This window comes from Pseudodesulfovibrio sp. S3 (genome assembly GCF_004025585.1).
Classification (GTDB): domain Bacteria; phylum Desulfobacterota; class Desulfovibrionia; order Desulfovibrionales; family Desulfovibrionaceae; genus Pseudodesulfovibrio.
On the sequence record NZ_QTZO01000004.1, the window covers coordinates 117,120 to 137,223 of the forward strand.

At 57.2% G+C, this 20,104-nt stretch carries 22 protein-coding genes; 3 read left to right on the forward strand and 19 right to left on the reverse strand.

Features of this window, described 5'->3' with window-relative positions; all coding sequences use genetic code 11:
* Window positions 1-2 precede the first annotated feature (2 nt).
* Window positions 3-359 (forward strand): hypothetical protein, encoded by a 357-nt coding sequence (locus tag DWB63_RS05940; protein WP_128327900.1) that lies wholly within the window; start codon window positions 3-5, stop codon window positions 357-359.
* A gap of 75 nt (window positions 360-434) precedes the next feature.
* Here the strand turns inward: DWB63_RS05940 and DWB63_RS05945 are convergent, their stop codons facing one another.
* The gene (locus DWB63_RS05945; protein ID WP_128327901.1) at window positions 435-1,364 is read right to left on the reverse strand and encodes a hypothetical protein; all 930 of its coding nucleotides are present in this window, start codon (window positions 1,362-1,364) and stop codon (window positions 435-437) included.
* A 12-nt stretch (window positions 1,365-1,376) separates the two neighbouring features.
* The gene (gene mltC / locus DWB63_RS05950; protein WP_128327902.1) at window positions 1,377-2,534 is read right to left on the reverse strand and encodes a membrane-bound lytic murein transglycosylase MltC; all 1,158 of its coding nucleotides are present in this window, start codon (window positions 2,532-2,534) and stop codon (window positions 1,377-1,379) included.
* A gap of 118 nt (window positions 2,535-2,652) precedes the next feature.
* Between mltC and DWB63_RS05955 the strand changes: the two genes are divergently transcribed.
* On the forward strand, window positions 2,653-2,982 hold the full coding sequence (locus DWB63_RS05955; RefSeq protein ID WP_128327903.1) for an Hpt domain-containing protein: 330 nt from the start codon (window positions 2,653-2,655) through the stop codon (window positions 2,980-2,982).
* 67 nt (window positions 2,983-3,049) lie between these two features.
* Here DWB63_RS05955 and DWB63_RS05960 read toward each other — a convergent pair whose 3' ends face one another.
* The 7 genes from DWB63_RS05960 to DWB63_RS05990 form a co-directional block, all read right to left on the reverse strand.
* Window positions 3,050-3,841, reverse strand: a complete 792-nt coding sequence (locus DWB63_RS05960; protein ID WP_128327904.1) for a 2-amino-3,7-dideoxy-D-threo-hept-6-ulosonate synthase — start codon at window positions 3,839-3,841, stop codon at window positions 3,050-3,052.
* 252 nt (window positions 3,842-4,093) lie between these two features.
* Window positions 4,094-4,477, reverse strand: a complete 384-nt coding sequence (locus DWB63_RS05965; protein ID WP_128327905.1) for a Rid family detoxifying hydrolase — start codon at window positions 4,475-4,477, stop codon at window positions 4,094-4,096.
* A gap of 24 nt (window positions 4,478-4,501) precedes the next feature.
* Complete coding sequence (locus tag DWB63_RS05970; RefSeq protein ID WP_128327906.1) at window positions 4,502-5,461, reverse strand: nucleoside recognition domain-containing protein; 960 nt, start codon at window positions 5,459-5,461, stop codon at window positions 4,502-4,504.
* Window positions 5,462-5,483: 22 nt separating this feature from the next.
* Window positions 5,484-6,542, reverse strand: a complete 1,059-nt coding sequence (locus tag DWB63_RS05975; protein ID WP_128327907.1) for a glycosyltransferase — start codon at window positions 6,540-6,542, stop codon at window positions 5,484-5,486.
* A gap of 193 nt (window positions 6,543-6,735) precedes the next feature.
* The gene (gene feoB / locus DWB63_RS05980) at window positions 6,736-8,871 is read right to left on the reverse strand and encodes a ferrous iron transport protein B (protein ID WP_128327908.1); all 2,136 of its coding nucleotides are present in this window, start codon (window positions 8,869-8,871) and stop codon (window positions 6,736-6,738) included.
* Window positions 8,872-8,874: 3 nt separating this feature from the next.
* Window positions 8,875-9,117, reverse strand: a complete 243-nt coding sequence (locus DWB63_RS05985) for a FeoA family protein (protein ID WP_128327909.1) — start codon at window positions 9,115-9,117, stop codon at window positions 8,875-8,877.
* Between the two features lie 56 nt (window positions 9,118-9,173).
* The gene (locus tag DWB63_RS05990; protein WP_241648659.1) at window positions 9,174-9,434 is read right to left on the reverse strand and encodes a FeoB-associated Cys-rich membrane protein; all 261 of its coding nucleotides are present in this window, start codon (window positions 9,432-9,434) and stop codon (window positions 9,174-9,176) included.
* A 164-nt stretch (window positions 9,435-9,598) separates the two neighbouring features.
* Between DWB63_RS05990 and DWB63_RS05995 the strand changes: the two genes are divergently transcribed.
* A complete protein-coding gene (locus DWB63_RS05995; protein WP_128327911.1) occupies window positions 9,599-9,802 on the forward strand; it encodes a hypothetical protein in 204 nt (67 codons plus the stop codon).
* Window positions 9,803-9,804: 2 nt separating this feature from the next.
* Here DWB63_RS05995 and DWB63_RS06000 read toward each other — a convergent pair whose 3' ends face one another.
* The 10 genes from DWB63_RS06000 to DWB63_RS06045 all read right to left on the reverse strand — a co-directional run bounded on the left by DWB63_RS06000 (window position 9,805) and on the right by DWB63_RS06045 (window position 20,103).
* On the reverse strand, window positions 9,805-11,148 hold the full coding sequence (locus tag DWB63_RS06000) for a surface carbohydrate biosynthesis protein (RefSeq protein ID WP_164879790.1): 1,344 nt from the start codon (window positions 11,146-11,148) through the stop codon (window positions 9,805-9,807).
* Between the two features lie 10 nt (window positions 11,149-11,158).
* The gene (locus DWB63_RS06005) at window positions 11,159-11,962 is read right to left on the reverse strand and encodes an SDR family oxidoreductase (protein ID WP_128327913.1); all 804 of its coding nucleotides are present in this window, start codon (window positions 11,960-11,962) and stop codon (window positions 11,159-11,161) included.
* Window positions 11,959-12,639: an acylneuraminate cytidylyltransferase family protein gene (locus DWB63_RS06010; RefSeq protein ID WP_128327914.1), complete on the reverse strand. Its 681-nt coding sequence runs from the start codon at window positions 12,637-12,639 to the stop codon at window positions 11,959-11,961. The genes DWB63_RS06005 and DWB63_RS06010 overlap by 4 nt, the downstream gene beginning before the upstream one ends.
* Window positions 12,636-13,547 carry a Gfo/Idh/MocA family oxidoreductase gene (locus tag DWB63_RS06015; protein ID WP_128327915.1) on the reverse strand — a complete coding sequence of 304 codons (912 nt, stop codon included), beginning with the start codon at window positions 13,545-13,547 and terminating at the stop codon, window positions 12,636-12,638. Before DWB63_RS06015 ends, DWB63_RS06010 begins: the two co-directional genes overlap by 4 nt.
* A 2-nt stretch (window positions 13,548-13,549) precedes the next feature.
* The gene (locus DWB63_RS06020; RefSeq protein WP_128327916.1) at window positions 13,550-14,614 is read right to left on the reverse strand and encodes a nucleotidyltransferase family protein; all 1,065 of its coding nucleotides are present in this window, start codon (window positions 14,612-14,614) and stop codon (window positions 13,550-13,552) included.
* A 5-nt stretch (window positions 14,615-14,619) separates the two neighbouring features.
* Complete coding sequence (gene neuC, locus DWB63_RS06025; RefSeq protein ID WP_128327917.1) at window positions 14,620-15,801, reverse strand: UDP-N-acetylglucosamine 2-epimerase; 1,182 nt, start codon at window positions 15,799-15,801, stop codon at window positions 14,620-14,622.
* A complete protein-coding gene (gene neuB / locus DWB63_RS06030) occupies window positions 15,798-16,814 on the reverse strand; it encodes an N-acetylneuraminate synthase (RefSeq protein ID WP_128327918.1) in 1,017 nt (338 codons plus the stop codon). Before neuB ends, neuC begins: the two co-directional genes overlap by 4 nt.
* Window positions 16,815-16,816: 2 nt before the next feature.
* A complete protein-coding gene (locus DWB63_RS06035) occupies window positions 16,817-17,941 on the reverse strand; it encodes a LegC family aminotransferase (protein WP_128327919.1) in 1,125 nt (374 codons plus the stop codon).
* 2 nt (window positions 17,942-17,943) lie between these two features.
* Complete coding sequence (locus DWB63_RS06040) at window positions 17,944-18,954, reverse strand: NAD-dependent 4,6-dehydratase LegB (protein ID WP_128327920.1); 1,011 nt, start codon at window positions 18,952-18,954, stop codon at window positions 17,944-17,946.
* A 117-nt stretch (window positions 18,955-19,071) separates the two neighbouring features.
* A complete protein-coding gene (locus DWB63_RS06045) occupies window positions 19,072-20,103 on the reverse strand; it encodes a glycosyltransferase family 9 protein (RefSeq protein ID WP_128327921.1) in 1,032 nt (343 codons plus the stop codon).
* Window position 20,104 lies beyond the last annotated feature (1 nt).

Sequence of the window (20,104 nt, forward strand, 5' to 3'; positions counted from 1 at the left end):
ATATGAGACAGCGCCGCCAGATGCTGGAAAAAGCCATGTCCATTGGTCAGAAGGAGCTCCAATTGCTGATCAAGGGGGACGTGTTCGAAGCGGAGAAGCTTGCCGAGTCTCGTGGGCAGATTGTTGATGAGGCCGTCAAAGGGTTGTCTCGTGATAATCTGAACGATCTGGCTGACACGCTAAGAGCGCTGAAATCCCTTCATGAAGAAATTACCGGTGAAGCCAAACGGCTGCATAAGAGCTTGAGGCAGGATTTGACCAGCATGAAAAAACAGAATCGTCGTATTGCCGGTTACAGTGTCGGTTCCGGTAATATCCCGAAATTGGCTACTGAACGATTCGTCAGCAAGAAAGGTTGATCTTCGTATACATCCAAAAGACAAAGCCCCGGTCAATGGCCGGGGCTTTGTCTTTGTTGTCAGTATTGTCGGTTTCTACATGTCGCCCCAGAGCAGTCGGCCCGTGGTCGGGTCGGCCTGGGCCGTAGCCGTGAATTCGATGCCGATGCGGGTGAAGCCGGGACGGCCTTCCTCCATGGAGCGGACAAGTCCGGCATACCAGTATGGCTTGAAGGTCTTTTCCCTGAAGTTGAACATGAACAGGTTCATGACCACGGGGGTATCCTGGGTGCACGTTTCAGGCAGCAGTCGGTTGAGAACGTTCAATCCGATGCCGCCGTCGGAGATGTTGATGACAGCATTGGCGTTCTGGTCCTTGCCGCCCGAGGCAAAGGAATTGACACCGATCTGCGGCATGGCGTCTTCGAACTCAAGGTCTGATGATTCCGGGTTTTCCATCCAGAGTTTGACCCTGATGAACTGTTGGTCGGCCACGCGTTTGCGGCTGTATTTGCGTCTGGGAATCATGGCGAAGTCCGTGGGACCGGACAGAATCAGTTGATTTTTCGAACGCCCTGTTCGGTCGGATTCAACAAGCAAGGCGGTGAAGGAGTTCACCTTGCCGTCTCTGGTCTTCAATGGAGCGAATACACAGACAAGGTCATTGCCTGGGCGTGTTTTGATCACGTCGAGACGCTCGATGATTTCGCATTTGATCTTGCCGGATTTGGCCGAGGTTATGACGCATCTTACTGAAACGGTTTCGTCGTCAGGACCCGCCTGCACGTCGATCACAACTCCTTTCTGTTGGAGCAGGTGAGGGATGGCGGATCGGGTTGAATGGATGTTTCGTGCCTTGGGGCGAGCCAGAAGGCGCAGTGCGACGATGAGCAGGGTCAGGGCCAGGAAAGCCAGCAGCCCGGCCCCGGCATAGCGGATGTATTCCGGCGGCATACCTGGAAATAAATCGTTGATCAACTCGGTGATCCGAAGTCCGATGGACGTGAGTGTTTCTTGTATGGGCATGGTGTGGGGTGACTAGAAGTTGACGAACTGCTTCTTGGCTTCAAGAACCTTGCCAAGATAGCGTTTTGTTTCGTCATGGGGAAGCTGTGAGCGCAGGGTGTCGTAAACCTTGGCTGGTGGCAGGCTGTTGATGGTTGAAGCCGCGCGCTTCTTGTTCTTGTCGAATGTTCGCAGAACCGAGCCGGCCCCGCCGTTGTATCCGGCGATCATGCAGTACTCCCGAGACACGGGGTCATTTATATCCGCCAGAAATCGGGTCTGGAGCAGGTGGAGATAGGCCGTGCCGTAGGTAATGTTGGTGGTTGGCCGGAACAGGTCGTCCCGCGAGGGCTGCCCCTGCTTGCCGTGCAGGTAGTTGTAAACGTCGCTTCCTGCGGTGGCAGGGACCACCTGCATGAGACCCACGGCCATGGCCGGACTGATGGCAAACGGGTTGAAGTCCGATTCCACCTGCATAATCGCATAGATCAGGTTTTTACTGACGTTGAATCGTTTTGCCGCACTTGTGACCAGATTCCGGTATTTGCCCGCTCTGATGTTCAGGTGATCCCTGACCATGGGAATGGTCACGTAATGGGCGGTTTTCCCCTTGACGGTGCGGGTCCTGAGGTCATGCCCAATGAGGTGATCGGCAAATTGTTCAGCCCGCCAGGCCCATCGGATATTCTTGTTCTCAGAGTCCTTGACTTCGCCCAGGAGAAACGGGGTGTCGCCGAGTTTGACGGTTTTGGCGGAATAGAGGTCAACGGCGCGCGGGTCGCCAGGGGTGAGCAGGGTGGTGACGATGGCGTTTCGCAGGCTTCCAAGGGGGTTCTCGGTGGCCAAGGTTTCTACGGTGATTTGTCCGGTGTCAAAGTCCACACTGGCACGGGACAGGTAATTGTCCGTGTATTTCACGTACTGTTTTGGTTCGGGAATTCGTACGTTGTCGTCACCCCAGACCCCTGCGATGGATTCGATGAAGGATTCGATCAGTTTTGAAAAATTCTTCAGATCGTTGCCGAGCGCAGCCGGATTGGTGGCATAGCCCACGGCCTTGTCGCGGGCCAGTGCCTCGGCAGCCGCTGCCGGGTTGCCGGTGGCGGCGGCCCGAGCCAGGCGTACGGCATCATACCTTGTGCAGGAGCCCGTAAGGATAAGAAGTATGGTTAGGGCAACGGATCGCAGCATAGTGGATTAATTCTGTTTATAATTGACTGGCACTAAATGACTGCTAATAATTAATATTTATATATTCTAATTTTCAGAAACTCAACCAAGTGCATTGAACTGCACTTCGGAAGCATGAATGCCGAAATATCCGATAATAGAACGTATAGATCCTGATCTCGGAGAATTGCTGGATCGTTTCTTCGATGTCTCGCACAAGGATCTGGAAGCAATGCAGGGAGCGCTTGCCGTCCTGGATTTCGAAGAGTTGGTTCGGTTGGGCCACACTGCAAAGGGAACCGGTAGCGGCTATGGGTTCAAGGGGATGGGCGACATCGGTCATGGGATCGAGCTTGCTGCCAATGCTCGGGATTTGCAGGCGGCAAAGGAGCAGGTTGAGCATTTGGCCCGGTATCTTGATACCGTCCAGGTTGAGTTCAATGACTATCCGGGTGGTAATAAAAAGTAGTTTCCGTTACCCCGGTTGCCGCCGCAGGCTTCAAGCCTACGGCAGCAGCCGGAACGACATGGAACGGTTACAGTAATTCCATGGCGGCATCCACATCCCAGTTTTCGTGCACTACCTTGTTCAGCGCGGCCACAATCTTGGATGGGGCAGTGTGCTGGAAGATGTTTCTCCCCACCGAGAGGCCGGAACCGCCGGCCTGGATCGAATCGTAGACCATCTGTACCAGGTCGCGTTCGCTTTCGAGCTTCGGGCCTCCGGCTATGACTACGGGGACACAGCAGCCTTCCACCACTTTCGAGAATGATTCAGTGTCGCCGGTGTAGTTGACCTTGACAATGTCCGCACCCAACTCCACGCCCACGCGGGCGCAGTGCGCCACTATCTGCGGGTCGTATTCATTTTTAATTTTTGGGCCGCGCGCATATACCATGGCCAGTACCGGCATGCCCCATTCCGACGCCTCGGAGCAGAGAGAGCCCAGGTCGGACAACATCTGCATTTCGGTCTCGTCGCCCAGGTTGACGTGTATGGATACGGCATCCGCACCGAGTTTGATGGCGTCCGTGACCGAGCCGACCAGGGTCTTGGCATTGGGGAACGGGGACAGGACTGTGGATGCGGACAGGTGAATGATCAGCCCGATGTCTTTACCGCCGGCACGGTGGGAACAGCGGGGAATACCCTTGTGCATGAGCATGGCATTGGCACCGCCTTCGGCCACTTGGTTGACGGTGTCGCGCAGGTCGATAAGTCCGTAGATGGGGCCCACAGTGACGCCGTGATCCAGAGGGACCACGATGGTGCGGCCGTTATTGCGGTTCATGATCCTTTCGAGACGAATGGCTTTTCCGAGATGCATGGTGCTGCTCCTTGCTTTTTGGCCGGGTTGCGGCCCAAAATAAAAGAGGCCGCGGATTTCCCCGCGGCCTCTTTGGTTGTGTTTTTTCGTTTGATTAAAACTAGCGCACACCAAGACCGCAGGTGTTTCTGAAATAAAAGCTAAAAAAGAAAAAGAAACGGGCGGTGATGTTGTGCATGTTTTTTGGGTATCCGTTTTCACAAAGCCCTGTCAAGTAAACTTTCCGTGACAGGCCTTGGCTTGTGAAGGGTTTTAGTCTGTTGTCGCCACGCATTTGAGTTCTACCAGGCCGCCCAGGGGGAGTCCGCCCACCTGTATGGCTGCGCGGGCAGGTTTGTGGTCGGTGAAATATTCGGAATAAATGGCGTTGAGGTCTGCAAAGCGGCCCATATCCATGACGAATACGTCGACTGCCAGAACTTTGTCCAGGGAGGATCCTGCTGCCTCGACGATGGTCTTCATGTTTTCCAGGGCCTGTCGGGTCTGGGCCTTGAATCCTTCAGCCAGTTTGCCCTGGCCGGGGATGATGCCGAGCTGGCCGGACACGAACAGCAAGCCGTTGGCAGTGGTTGCCTGGGAATAGGGACCGACCGCAGCCGGAGCGTTTTCGGTATGGATGAGTTTGATTTGCGACATGGATATCTCCTTGCGGTTAAAGGTTTATTTTTCCACCCATAAGTAGGTGGTCTGTATATGCTTCGGCATTTTGCGAACGATCTGGACGGTGCCGGCCATGGCTATGATGGCGAATATGAGTCGACCCCAGAAAATCCCGCTCATATGGCCCCCTATGAGTATGAGGAGCAGGGTGTCTTCGATCAGGGAATGGCACAATCCCATGAGCGTGAGAGAGTAGAAAATGTCTTCCTTGCTCACCTTGCCGTTCCTGGCTTCGTTGATGATCAGTCCGCCGCCGTAAGAAAGACCCATGGTCAGGCCTATGACCGTGATGGCGGAGGCCTTGGGACCAATTCCGATGAAGTTGAGCAGCGGGCGCAAAATCCTGTTCATGAGGTCGATGGCCTTGATGGCGTAGAGAACGCGCATCAGGGCCAACAGGCCAAGGATGATGAACATGATGGAGACCATGTTTTTCACTTGTCCGATGATCCAGGCCGTAATTGACGGGTCGGCTGTTTCTACCGTGAACAGCATCTTGGCTGGGGTCTGGAGGGTGCCGGTGGCGGAATAGATCAGGTGGAGCAGCCAGGCGAGAATAAAGGCCCCTGCCAGACGGGCAACCGCCTGAAACAGGAATCTCGCTCCTGATTTGCGGGAAATGGCGCATTCGACCGGCAAACCGTGCGCCACCAGCATGAGCACGGCGAGGACGGTGGCCTGGGCCGCCGTCAAAGGGGTGTCGCCTGTAAGGGAGGCCAGGACGATCATGCCGGTGTATATGTTGTTGATGATGGCGGAAGCCCAGACAAGGCCCATCTCGGCGGGAAGGCCCACAAGCCTCATGACGGGCTCAAGAGGCCAGGCGAGATACGTGATCAGTCCCAGTTCCTGAAGGATTTTGACCAAGATGAGGATCGGGACCATGACTTTGAACAGCTCCAGGCTGGCGGCGACCGCATCGTGCAGGAGTTCTTTCAGTATTAGAATGATTTTGGCCATTATTCCCTTGCCTTGTGCCGGTTCAGATGCATTGTTCCAGCCAGGTCAGGAGTCGTTTCGCTTGTCCTTCCTGGGAGAACGTCTTGCCGGCATGGGTGTGAAAATCCCGCTTTAATGCCAGAAGGTCCACATCAGCCATGTCCAGCAACCCGGCAATGGCTTGTTGGAATCCTATTTCGTTACTCAATGGTTCAATGAGCAGATTGGTCCATTGAGGATGCCAGATTTCCGTGGGGCCGCCGATGTTGCGCGCTATCGGGACCAAGCCGTTTGCCATGGCTTCCTCCAGGGCGATGCCGAGCGGTTCGCAGCCGGTGGGCAACACGAATATGTCGGCCCGTTGCAGTTGCGCACGCACGTCCGTGACGAATCCTGTCCATTCAACGAGTTCGTCCAGTCCGAGCCTGTGGCAGGCTTGTTTGAGGTTGTATTCGTCTTTGCCTGTGCCGACGATTATACAACGGAATTCGTAGCCGTTTTTGTTGAGTGCGGCTAGCGCTTCAAGCAGATCCATATGCCGCTTGTCTTGGTTGAGCTGACTGGTGGCGATGATTACTTTGGGCGTCCGAACTGTTTCTGGTGGGACGGGATTGATCCGGGTGCCGGGAAAGATATAGTCGAATATACAGGACTGGTAGAGGGGGACGGATTGCAGCAGCCTTTGACGGACATAATCGCTACATGCCAGGAGGCATGGTCGCAATAGCCGTTGGGTCAGTCTGGTTTTGAAATTGTTTTTCACATCGCCGGGAGATCCCAGGTGCTGGATTATGGGGATCCCGGCAAGCCGTGCCGCGACACCAGCTGTCCGCAGATCTTTTGAGATATTGCAGACGACTGCATCTGGTCTTTGTTTTTTGAACAGGTTGAGGAAAAAGGCTATGGAGGCTGGATTGAAGTCGAAGCCGAATGCATGGTCCCAGGCCGAAATCTCTAGGCTGCGGGCTTTGTCTACGAATGGACCGGGTCTTCCGACAATACCGCTCTTGTGACCCATCTGGCGAATGGCTTGTGCCATATCGATAGACCATGTTTTGACCCCGCCCCATTTACGTGTCGAATTGACGAAAATTACGTTCATACGATTGATTTTGTTTTATTGATTGTAGGAGGAGTGGTTTTGTCTCTACGCTGCCGTTGCTATGGCTGTTTTTGGGGTCGGGCAGTTTTTGAAAGCGTATGTATACAATTTTTACAGAGCGGACCATAGGGGATATTTTGCCAAAAGAAAAGGGAGCCCCGAGGGACTCCCTGAATGCCATATGGTGAGGAGGTTACAAGAATGCCTTGGAAACGTTGAAGGCCAGGACCGCCATGCCGAAGGCCAAGGTGGTGGAGCCGATTACGCTGAACGCGGCCCAACCCCAGCTCGATTCACGGGCCATGGTAACCACGGTCACGAAGCAAGGCGCATAGAGCATGGTGAATATGATGAGGGCAATGGCCGAAGCTGGGGTGAACAGGGGGTCGGCCACCAGCTTCATCGCCAGGGGTTGGGAATCCTCCGCATCGACTTCTCCCAGAGAATAGGCTGTTCCCAGGGTGGAGACAATGACTTCCTTGGCCGCAACGCCGCCGGTCAGGGCAATGTTCACACGCCAGTTGAATCCGGCCAGTTGGGAGACTGGTTCAAGAGCGGTTCCCACTCGTCCGGCCGCAGTATGGCGGATGGCCTCTTCGGCTTCGGCGTTGTCGATGTCTGTGACCTGCTCCCCGGACTGGGCAGAGGCCCGTTGGGCTTCATAGTAGGCGAGACGGTCCTCGGGCAGTTGCGGGAAGGTCATCATGGCCCAGATGAGAATGGAGATGCCGAGGATGACGGTACCCGCCTTCTTGGCATATTCCCAGGTACGCTCCCAAGTGTGGATGAGCACGCCCTGCAGGGTGGGCATCCGGTAGGGCGGCAATTCCATGACGAACGGAGTGGATGCGCCTTTGATGACCGTGGAGCGAAGGACTCGGGCCACTATCAGGGCCATGGCCCAGGCGCTCAACGTGATGACCAGCATGACCGTGGCGGAATGGTTCGGGAAAAAGGCCGCGGCCAGCATCAGGAAGACAGGAACTTTTGCGCCGCAGGTCATGTATGGAGCCACGAACAAGGTGGCCAGCTTTTCCTTGGGGCTGCGCAGGGTGCGGGCAGCCATGACGCCGGGGACGGCGCAGCCTCCGGCAATGCCGCCTGAGACGATGAAGGGCAGCACCGAGGTGCCGTGCAGACCGAAGATTTTGAACACGCGGTCGAGCATGTAGGCCATTCTGGCGATGTACCCGGAATCTTCAAGGGCGGAAATCATCAGGAACATCAGCATGATCAGCGGTACGAATCCGAGCACCCCGCCTACGCCGTCGATGATGCCGGAAACGATAAGGGACTGCAGGAGTCCTTCCGGCAGGGCGGCCGTTGCTGCATCGCCTAGCCAACCGAAGAACATTTCCAGCCAGCCCATGGGTATTTCGCCGAGGGAAAAAGTCACCTTGTAGATCAGGTAGACGATGCCGAGCATGATGGCCGGGCCGAGGAACTGGTGGGTCAGCACCTTGTCCATCTTGTCGGAGCGCGAGATGCGGTCGGCGTCCAGAATCGGATAGGAGACCACGTCCTTGATTATGCTGGCGATAAAGCCGTAGCGGTGGTCGGCGATCAATGCGTCGGGTTTGGCGTTGAGGGTTTTTTCCGTGTGTGCCGACACTTCCTTGGCCATGGCCTCTAGCTTGTCGGACAATCCGGTGTTGGCCATGCGTCCTCGGATAATCACGTCTTCGTCCCGTTCCAGATATTTGATGCCGGTCCAGCGGGACGGGACCTTGTCGGTCAGGAAGTTCTCGGCTTCGATGAGTTTTTGCATTTGGTCGAGGACCGGGTCCAGGTCAGGGCCGTAGGTGATGTTCAGGGGAGTCCACTCGCCCTGGTTGTTCCTGGCCAGTTCCAAGGTGGCTTCAAGGAGGTGGGAAGCACCCTGACCGCTGCGGGCCACGGTTTCGACCACGGTGCACCCGGAAAGCTTGGCCAGTCGTTCGCTGTCGATCTGTTTTCCCGATGTGTGCACCTCGTCCATCATGTTCAGGCCGAGGACTAGCGGGACTCCAAGCTCCATTATCTGGACGGCCAGATAAAGGTTCCGTTCCAGGGCGTTGGCGTTCATGACGTCGATGACGGCAGCAGGCCGTTCCTCCACCAGGAAATTGCGGGCCACCAGTTCTTCCTGTGTATAGGCGGTCAGGGAATAGGTGCCGGGGAGGTCCACCAGTTCAATGGAATCGATTCCGGTTTTGATGTGGCCGACTTTTTTCTCGACGGTTACCCCCGGCCAGTTGGCAACATGTTGCCGTGCGCCGGTAAGGGCGTTGAACATGGTGGTCTTGCCGCAGTTTGGATTGCCCGCGATGCCGATGATATATTTACCCATGCGTTAATCCTCCAGCGGGGTGACAGTGATGTGGTCGGCCTCGCTGTTGCGCAAGGTCAGGGTGAAATCCCTCAGCCGCAGGGCCACGGGGTCGCGCAGGGGGGCCTTGCCTATGACGCGGAATTCGGTTCCGGGGATCAGTCCCAGGTCGCGGATACGGCGACCGAGTTCGCCGTCGGCGGATACGGTCTTGATCTTGAGTTTCTGATTGACCTTGGCTTTTCGTAAGCACATGTCTTGAGCCATTGAATGTACCTCAAATTTGTTTTGTTGATAGTTCATATCAACTTTAAGTCTAAAAATTACTTTTTCCCGCTGCAACCGGGCGTGTTCGGGTTGCCCTGGATGGTGGAGCACGATCCGGACTGCCCGCAGCCGCTACAGCCGCATGAGGCATTCTTGGATATGAAGGGCTTCAAAAGCCTTCTGGCTACGAATACGGCAGCTATGATCACTATAGCTGCCACTATGATGGTGTCGAGCATGATTTCACTTCCCTCAAAGTTTTGCCCGGAATATTTGCCGGACAGAAAGGTAATAATGACGTTGAGAATCAATGTCAAGTAGAAGGCGGTACTATTTTGATTAGCAGTTGAAAAGGTGAAAAGCTTGGTATTACTTGTCTTCAGGTGTGTTTTATGATGATATGCCGCTGTCGAGTCGATGCAATGGCAAGATAAGATTCCGTCTTGTCGCTTTTTTTCATAAGCCTATCATGGAGTGAACCATGGATGATGATTCCAGAGATTTTATGCGTTGGATCGACGCCCTGGCAAAGGGGATCATCGCAGGTGCAGCCGCCGGTTACCTCTTCAGCTTCACGGGCATGATGGCCCCGGGCAAGGCCGTGGTGCTCGGCGGCCTGGCTGGTTGTCTCGCCTCAATCACCTTCAAGAACCGTCAGGACGACAAGAAGAACCAGGACAAGTAGGGCTAGCTGTCGAGCGGCTTTATCAGGAAGGTGTTCAGGCAGAGTTGTTGCACTGAAACCTCGGGCAGGGTCGGTTCTGCCTCCCTGAGTCCCTTGAGCCTGCGTTCTACCTCTGTCTTGTGCAATCTGGAAAACTTATTCAATGCGTACTGAACCTTGCGACCGTTGCGCCCAGGCTGTTTAGCACGAAGCAGCTTGCTCAAGTATTTTCGCCAGCATTTCACATTGCCCCAGAGGCCGAGCGGTTCGGGCAGCCATGTGGTGGTGTCCGCATGAGTTGCGGCCATGTCCGCAATGGTGGCTGCTGCATTGGCGTTGATGTTCTGCAGGTAGGGAGCGAGTTTGTCCCGGAGTGCCTGGCCAGTTTTTTCCGGCATGGTTCCCTGCTCGATATGAGCGATCGCTTCGATCGGTGAGGTGACCCTCTGTCCTATGCCGGTCATCAGAGTGGCCGACCCTTCTGTTCCTTCATACGGTTCGTACTGCAGGACGAGTTTGCCCATGAGCATGGCTTCCATGCCGGTGGTGCAATCATGGTGGACTACCGCTGCAGCAGAGGCAATCCACTCCCGAGCCGAGCCGTCTTTGGTTACGATAATGTTCGGACTTCCCACGCGATCTAGATAAAACTGCTTTCCTTCGCCGGGGTGGGGCCGGATGATGATGTGCCGATCCGGGAATTGTTTGGACAGTGTTTTGGCCAGATCAATGAACGCTAGAGCGGTTCTTTCCTGGTGGGCCCGACGAATCTCCAGATAGGCCAGGTGGTCCGAGGAACCGTAAATCTTCCACTCGTCCATTTTGCTAAGCATTTTGACGTAGTAGTCGAAACCCATCTGGTGATTGAACATGGCGAAGCTGGTGTTGATCAGGATGTAGTCTTCGCCGTGTTCATCCTTGATGGCAGGATTTTCGAAATAGGGGGTGAACTTGGGAGCCACAAGATCAAAGGCGGGGTGACCTGTGACGGCAATACGATCTTGTTTTTCAATAGGAACGATGCCGCGCAGGGTGTTCGCTTGTTTATCGCCCCAGACGCAGAGAGTGGTTACGTAGTCGATAACCTTAGCGAAATTTCGTTGCATCTCTGCAGGTTGATCCACAAAGCCCTGGCCTTCGGCGTTGATGTTCAGAACCACGCCGCCTTTAGCCAGGATGCGCTCATTTGTTTTTTTGTGCTGATCCTTGTCGAACCAGATGACCGGATTGTTGTGACCAAGTACATATCTGCTGACCATCCTGTCTCCCACGAGCATGGGCAGTCCTTTGGCTGCAAGATGCAGTGCAAAGTACAGGATGCCGTCCAGTTCCCGGTTGATGGTCTCTATTTGGTATGCGCAGAGCATAGGCACTAGTTTACCAGGCTGTCCAGCCGCCATCCACCAGGATGTTTTGGCCTGTGACATAGGAAGACAAATCGCTGGCGAGATAGAGCAGCGTGCCCTTCATGTCTTCTTCGGTGCCCATGCGTTTCATGGGGGTGCGGGCTATGTAGCGTTTGGTGAATTTTTCGTCCTGGCCGCGGGCGATGCCGCCGGGGCTGATGCAGTTGACCCGGATGTGGGGAGCCAGGGTGGTGGCCAGCCAGCGGGTGAGCTGGGTCAGGCCGCCCTTGGAGGCGGCATAGGCCGCAGGGTTGCCCATTGCGGTGCCTTCGTACAGGGACATGTCCGGGCCGACCACGCCGTAGGTGGAGCCTATGTTGATGATCGATCCATGGCCTGAGGTGCGTAAGAACTGGGTGGCCGCCTGGATCAGGGCAAAGGCGGCTGTCAGATTGGTTTCCAGGGCCGCACGCCATGTGGCGACAGACTGATTTTCGAAATCCGTGACCCATCCGGAGAGGTTGGAAGTGCCCACAAAGGCTGCGCAGTTGACCAGGATGTCCAGCCCGCCCAACTTTTCGACGACCTGTTTGGGGGCCTTGACCACGGCGGACTCGTCAGCCAGATTCACTGTCAGGCTCATGGTCTTGACCTGGAAAGTCTGTGCCAGTTCGGTTGCGGTCGTTTGGACGCGGTCCGTGTCCATGTCCAGGACGGCTACATTGGCCCCGGCCTCGGCCAGGGTGTCGCAAAAGGCGCGGCCGATGTGTCCTGCTCCGCCGGTGATCAGGGCCGTGCGGCCGGAAAGATTCATCAGTTCTCGGATGCTCTTCATTTGTTTCGCTCCATCATGAATTCGGCAAAGGCGAAATCCAGTTCGGTGTCGATGTCCAGTGCGCGCTCGGCGGGGATGATTGCGGCCTTGACCCGGCCCTGAAATACACCGCTGTGTCGGCGGATGAACTCAGGGGTGGTGACGTAGCACACGGTGGTCAGATCGAACACGGCGGGTGCGTCCTGGCGGCGTGAGATGTGTTTTTGGGGAGGCATGGCAATGGCAGCAAACCCGTTTTCATCAAGGGTGACCATATTGAAGGACGGGTGGCGTTCCGCTTCCCTGGCCGTGACCACCACGTCGCAGTCTCCCAGCTCGAAAAGCTCGATACAGTTTTTCACGTCCTCCCCGATTCGCATGGGCGAGGTGCAGGGCAGGGAGACAAAGGTGTCGAAGACGTCCATCTGATCCACGGCGTGTTGCCAGGCCAGCCATTCCGGGCTCGTGTCCTGGGCCAGTTCCTCTGGGCGCTTGAACGGGGCCTCTGCCCCCAGATCCCTGGCAATCCGCGCGATTTGGGTATCGTCGGTGGATACGATGATCCGGTCGAGCATACCCGATTCCTGGCCCGCCCTGATGGCATGGCCGATGAGCGGCAAGCCGCCCAGCGGTTTTATGTTCTTGCCGGGTACGCCCTTGGAGCCGCCCCGCGCAAAGATGAATCCGTAACGTTTCATGGTGTGGAGACCCATATTCCTTTATCCGCGCTTTCCTCGATGGCTTCGATCAGGGCGACCACGGCAAGACCCTGTTCATAGGAGCAGGGGGTCGGGTCGTCGTTGACCAGGGCTTCGAGCTGGCGTTCATACGTGGTGTTCCGGTGGGTGGGGTAGTCCTCGACAACACCGTTGACCATCAGGGTCCCGGCAATGAGGTCCGCGCGCAGGCTGAGCCCGGCACAGGTGATGTCAAAACCCCGGCGGGCAGTGTGGCTCAGATAGTCCATGTGCAGGGATACGGCCGGGCAGTGTCGGGTCTGCATGAGCACGGAAAACTGGTCGTCCGAGTCGATGGCGAGTTCGCTGAAATTTCCGCCGATGGCGGTGGCCCTTTGCCAGCCGCCGAGCAGGAACTGGGCCAGATCGAGTTCATGGGAAAGGTCTCGCAGGACGCCCCCGCCCTTGGCGCGGCTGGCCGAGTAGCTGGCCGAATAGTCGGTGCCGGGCCGCCAGTCGGGCAGGTATTGGCCGACGTGGAATTGGGCATTGAGAATGGTCAGGCCCGCGAGCAGCTCCCGTGTGCGGGTGACAATGGGATGAAAGCGGAGATTGTAGGCCACGAACACGTTGTCGCCGGGAGTGGGCTTGGGGTCGTGGATGGTCTCGAACAGGGGCTTCTCGATCAGGATGCGGCCTGAGAAGTCTGCGTCGAGCAGGGCTTGCAGGTTTGCGGCGTGTTCAACCGTGGCGGTGGAGACGATCGCCAGCCAGGGGGTGTTTTCTTCAAGGGCCGCATCAATGGAGGCGAAGACGGGAAAAGGGCAATCGGTATTCCGGGTCACGCACATGACCTTGTGTCCCATGCTGTCGAGCAGGTGGGCATGACGAGCGCCTATGGAGCCGTAACCGATGATCAGGGCGTGCATGGCTACCCGTTTTCCTTCATGAGAAAGTGCATGTCGTAGTCGCAGTTCGCCTGGTCGAAGTCCTGTTTGCGGCCGATGTCCATCCAGTACTCGTGAATGGGGAAGGCCGCCGTGGTTTCGTCCCGGTCCATGAGCTGGGAGAACAGGGTGGGCATGTCAAGATACTGGTCCGTGGGAATGGCGGCGGCCACGTCCGGGTCCAGAACGTAGATGCCTGCGTTGACGAAGAATTTGTGTGTGGGTTTTTCCTCAAGCCTGGTGATGCGGTGATTTTCCACGCTGACCACGCCGTAGGGAACCTGGATGTCGAAGCTGCGCACAGCCATTGTGGCTTTGGCTTTCTGCTCCCTGTGAAAGGCCAGCATTCCGGGGAAATCCACTCTGGTCAGCAGGTCGCCGTTCATGACGAAAACCGGGGCGTCCGGTTTTTCGGGCATGAGGCCCACGGCTCCGGCCGTGCCCAGCTGGTCCTTTTCCCGCAGGTAGCGGATATCAACGCCGAACTTGGAACCGTCGCCGAAATAGTCTTCGACCATTTCTGCCCGGTAATTGACAGAGATATAGAATTTTTCGAAACCGTATTCCGCGAATTGGTCGAGGATGGTCTTGAGCAGCGGTTTGTTGCCCACGGTCAGCAGCGGTTTGGGGCAGTCTTCCGTCAGGGGGCGGAGCCGCTGGCCCAGGCCGCCGGCCATGAGCACCACCCAGTTGTCCCGTTTGATCGGGGTGACCAGGTCCATGAGGGTACGCAGCCCGACAAGGCAGCCTTGGTCGTCCAGGAGCGGAACCTGCCGGAATTCCATTTTGCGCATGGTGGCCAGCAATGTCGCCTGGTCTTCGTTTTCACTGGCCGAGAAAAAGCTGGTCTGCATGATGTCGCCGGCCGGAGCGTCCAGTCCTTTCCCGGCCAGGAGGCCACGCCGGATGTCGCCGTCGGTGATGACGCCCTTGAGAAAACCGTTTTCCTCGGCCACCAGGACGATCTGCAACGAGGCTCGGTTCAGGGTCTCGGCTGCGTCCCGGACCGTGGCGGTGGGGGATAGTACAGCTTTTCTCCAATCTTTCATGGGCTCTATTCCTTGTCCTTTGGCAGACTGTATTCAATGTCGAAAAAGGTTTTCGCCGTGGATGGAACTCGTTGCTTTATTTCTTCGAGGATGCGTTTGCTCGTTCCCTCTTTTTCATAGGGGTTAACCACGTCTTTGACAACTCGGGTTGTGGCGGCTTCGATGGCGCGTTTGATCCGTTTGACGATGGTGTCGGCTTCAGCAGGACAGTTGAAGATGGACCCGGCCTGTTCGCGCCCTTTTTGCCTATTGCCGACGTTGACCGTGGGCACTCGAAGGCTCGGGGCTTCCAGAATGCCGGACGAGGAGTTGCCGACCACGGCCACGCAATGTTTCATGGCGGAAAGATAGCGGATCATGCCGAGGGAAGGTGTGACCATGGTCCTTTTGGGGAAGGCCTCGGCAAGCCTGGCGGCGCGGGCGTCAATGGCGGACCCGCCCCGGTCGGCGTTGGCGCCGGTGATCAGGGCGGTGATGGTGTCATTTTCCGCGAGCAGGGTTTCCAGGGCTGAAAAGAATTCTTCCAGTTGTGCTTTCTGGCCGAGTTCGAGCGTGGCCGGATGGTAGGTCACCAGCAGACAGGCGTCCCCCATGACGAATCCGAGGTCCGCTTCCAGTTCGGCCTTGTCCATGAGCTGGACGTTCTTGATGTTTTCCACTCCCAGCGCACCGACGTTGAAGACGGTGTCCGGCTGTTCACCCAGTTGGATGACGCGGTGCCGGTATTTTTCGCAGGATGTGAAGTGGAGGTGGGACATCTTGGTGATGGCGTGCCGGTAAAAATCGTCAACGGCCCCTTCGGTGAGTTCCCCACCGTGGATGTGGGCAATGGGGATCCGCAGCAGTGAGGCGGCTGCGGCGCAGGCAATGCATTCGTAACGGTCGCCCAGGAGCAGGAGCAGATCCGGCTTGAGTCTTCCGAGGGCTTCGGTGCATCCGGTAAGGGCTTCGGCCATGGCCGTGGCAATGCCCTGAGCCGTATCATCCTCCAGGGCGAGGGGAACGCGGGCGTGCACAGTGAAGCCGTCGGCCAGGATGGCGTTGACGGTGTTTCCATGGCGTTGGGACAGGTGCGAGCCGGAGACCAGAACGAGCAGTTCGGTGTCTGCATCCGCTTCCATGCGGCGCATGAGCGGGGACAGCAGGCCATAGTCGGCACGGGTGCCGGTGAATACACAAATCTTCATAGTTCAATAACCTCACCGGGTTGGAAGGCGCGGGGAGCGGTCTTGTTCATGATCTCGTCCCAGCGCATGGGGGAGATGCCCCCCTGTCCGGTTCGTTTGGGGGTCACGTTGGTTTCGGAAAATGGTTCGCCTTGGGCAATGGGGACGGCGGCCACAAGGAACCGCCGGGCGATATTGATGTTTTCCCTCTCACTGGCGCTCGGCTCTTTGGTGCCGCTGCCCAGTCCCGTTTCAATGTCGCGGATGCCCGCCACCATGGCCTTGAGTTCTTTTGGGTCCAGAGACGCCGCATGGTCCGGGCCTTCCATGGACTTATCCAGGGTGAAATGCTTTTCGATCACGCGTGCGCCCATGGCCGCAGCCGCAATGGGACAAACGATTCCGAGGGTGTGGTCGGAGTATCCCACCTTGCAGTTGGGGAACGCTTTGGCCAGGGTGTTCATGGCCCGCAGGTTCGCATCCTCGATGGGGGTGGGATACTGGGTGTTGCAGTGGAGCAGGGTGATCAGCCGCTCCTGCATTCCGGCTTTGGTCAGAATCTCGACAGCAGCATCGACTTCTTCCAACGTGGTCATGCCCGTGGACAGGATGATCGGCTTGCCTTTGGCTCCGACCTTGCGCAGGTACGGCAGGTTGGTGATCTCGCCGGAGGGAACCTTGACGGTCGAGATGCCGAGTTCAAGCAGCATGTCCAGGCTGTCGCCATCAAAAGGAGTGGAGAGAAATTCGATGCCCTGCTTCCGGCAGTGGGCGATCAGCATCTCATGGGCCTCTGTGTCCAGTTCCAGCTTTTTGAGCATGGCGAGTTGGGATTCGTCCGCGTCTGAGGTGCTCTTCTGGTAGCTGGCCTTTGTGGCCGAGTCAGTGACGATTTCCTTGGCCTTGAAGGTCTGGAATTTGACTGCGTCCGCACCGGCTTGGGCGGCTGCGTCGACCAGGCGGCGGGCCAGTTCCATGTCGCCGCTGTGGTTTACGCCCGCCTCGGCAATGATGAAGATCGGTGCCTGGTTCATGCTTACACCCCTATTCTCGGTCCACTGGGCAGGTTGACGGCGCGATCGCTCAGGAAGCGGGCGTTGGGCAGGCCGTCAGCGGCATGGCGGGCGTACATGGGCAGGTCTGGCATGAGTGTCCACAGGGGGCGGGTCATGACGTCCCGGTCATTGGAAAGGGCCAGGAAGGCGTCCCGCTGCTGCTTGTCGTCGAAAAGGACCGTGTTCAGCCAGAAGTTCGAATCGCATCCTTCGGGGGCGTCCACAAAGGTCATACCCGGCTTGTCCGCGAAAAAGTCGCGATAGGCGGCGGCAATGCGTTTCTTGTCGGCCAGGAGGATATCCAGCCGTTCCATCTGGGCGCAGCCGATTGCGGCATTGATGTTGGGCATACGGTAGTTCCAGCCGATTTCGTCGTGCCGGAATTCCCAGCGGTGCGGGGTCTTGGCAGTGGTGGTCAGGTGTTTGGCCCTGATGCCCATGTCTTCGTCATTGGCCAGGATCATGCCGCCGCCGCCGGTGGTGATGGTCTTGTTGCCGTTGTAGCTGAGTACGCCGAGTTTGCCGAAGGTGCCGAGGTGCTGTCCGTCGAGGTAACTGCCCAAGCCTTCGGCTGCGTCTTCCACCACCGGGATGGCGTGCTGTTCGCAGATGGCGCAGATTTCTCGAATGCGGCAGGCATGGCCCACGATGTGGACCGGCACGCAGGCGCTGATGCGTCCTTTGGCCGGGTCGTGGTTTGCCAGGAAGGTGCGCAGGGCGTCCGGGCTCATGCCCAGGGTGTCGCGGTCGGAGTCGAGAAAGATCGGTTTTGCCCCGGCGTGGGTGATGGCGTTGGCCGTGGCGATGAAGGTCAGTCCCTGGGTCAGGACCAGGTCGCCGGGCAGGACATCCACCATGCGCAGGGCCGCGGTCAGGCCGCAGGTTCCGTTGACCACGGCCACGGCCCTTTTGGCGCCGGTGAAGTCCCTGGTCATATCTTCGAACCGGGTCACGTATTGCCCCACGCTGGACACGAATGTGGTGTCTATGCAGTCTGCGAGGTATTCCTTTTCGCGTCCGGCAAAGACAGGGGCGTGCAGCGGTATGAACGCTTCAGGCTCGTTGTAGAGTTGTCTGATGAATGCAATGGTGTCTTCCACGGTCATTCCTAGATGTTGTAGATATCGGCTTTGTAGCGTCTGAGATTTTCGGGATCGGCGAACCATTGGGCCGTCAGTTCGAGGCCGCGCTTGAAACCGTCCAGGCCGCCGAATTCCGGCTCCCATCCGCAGAGTTTGCGGACCTTTTCATTGCCTGCGAACAACCTTTCGACCTCGCTCTTTTCCGGTCGGACGCGCCCCTGGTCGCAGACGATCTCGATGTCGGCGTTCATGACTTCGGCAATGGCCTTGGCCGTGTTACCGATGGAGACTTCGAACCCGCTGCCAACGTTGACCACTTCGCCCACGCATGCGTCGGAGGCGGCCACGGCCTCGAAGCCGCGCACGGTGTCGTCCACATAGTTGAAATCGCGGGTGGGGGTGAGAGCGCCGAGCTTGATCTGTTTAGCGCCGTTGGCAATCTGGGTGATGACCGTGGGAATGACGGCGCGGGCGGATTGCCGGGGGCCGTAGGTGTTGAACGGGCGGATGATGGAGATCGGGGTTTCAAAGGCGTTGTAAAAACTCATGGCGATCTGGTCCGCGCCGATCTTGGTGGCCGAGTAGGGGGATTGACCTTGCAATGGATGGTCCTCGGTGATGGGCACGAACCGCGCCGTGCCGTAGACCTCGCTGGTGGAGGTGACCACGACGCGTTCCACGCCGAGATCTCTGGCCGCCTGGACAATATTCAGGGTACCCTTGACGTTGGTGTCCACGTAGGTGTCGGGGGAGTGGTAGGAATAGGGTATGGCGATGAGCGCGGCCAGGTGCATGACCACATCGCACCCCTTCATGGCCTCGCGTACGCCGTTGGGGTCGCGAATATCTCCGGCGAAGATTTCCAGGTTGTCCCGGATTTCCTTGGGCGATTCGTCGAGCCAGCCCCAGGAATTGAACGAGTTGTACAGGACAAAGGCACGCACCGAGTGGCCTTGGCGGACAAGGTGTTCGACAAGATGTGATCCGATGAAACCGTCCGAGCCGGTGACCAGTATTTTCTTTTTGTTGAGATTCATGTTGCTCCAGCGGTGTTGACCGGGAAAATGGCGAATGATGATGCTCTGCTATATATATCCAGTCCGGGGCTATGGCAAGGCAGGGAGAGGGGGAAGCCGGGATGAGCTGTTCGGGAATCATTCCATCTTGAAGGCAAGCAGGCGCAGGGCTTCGTCCAGACACTCTTCAGGCAGGAAGGTCTCCAGGCATTCAATGGTTTCGCAGGTGTTCTTGTTGCAGGACCGGCAGGGAAGCCCCTTGTCCACGCTCGAATGTTTTTCGGTTTTGGGGCACCAGCCGAAACCAGTGGCGCCGTGAATGGACAGTGACGGGGTATCCACGGCCACGGCAAAGTGCCGGGGGGCCGAGCAGTTGCCCACGTGCAGGGCTGCCTTGGCCTGGACAGCCGCCATTTGGCGCAAGGTGAGCATCTCCCTTGAGACGATTGCGCCGTCGCCGGCAATTTCGGCTACCTTTTGGGCCACTTCCAATTCACCTGGACCATAGAGAATGAAGAACTTGAGGACCGGGTGCTTTTCGCGCAGGAGCTTGATCAGTCCGGCAAAGTGTCTCTCGGGCCACTTGCGGGTGATACGGCGGTGGCTGGGGTCAATGGTGACGAACCGGTGCGGCTCCATGCCCTGGGCCTTGATAAAGGCGTCGGCCCACTGCTTCTCTTCGTCCGTGAGGTATATCTTGGGCAACTGGCCGTCCCAGTGTATGCCGAGCGGGCGCATGATGCTCGCCTTCAGCATGGCCGCATAGCCGTAGATGACGTCGCTGAAATGCGTGTATAAAAATCTGTTGTACCAGGCCGTTTCCTGGGTAAGCTTGACCTCGGCGTTGGAAAACATGAGTACGTACCGACACCTGGGCAGTCGCTGGAAATCCACGATGAGATCATAACCTGATCTGCCCACTTGGGCATACCATTTGAATGCTGCCAAAGGGTTCTTGAGTGCCTTCTTGTCAATGGCCCAGACATGGGAAAGATGCGGGTTGTTCTCCACCACAGGCAGACATTTTTTTTCCGTGAGAAGGTGAATCTCCGCTTGAGGAAACCGTTCCTTCAAGAGCTGGATGGACGGCGTCGCAAGCAGGACGTCGCCGATCTGCCTGAGTTGGCAGACGAGTATCTTTTTGGGGTGAAGGTTTGAGATGTCTTTCATT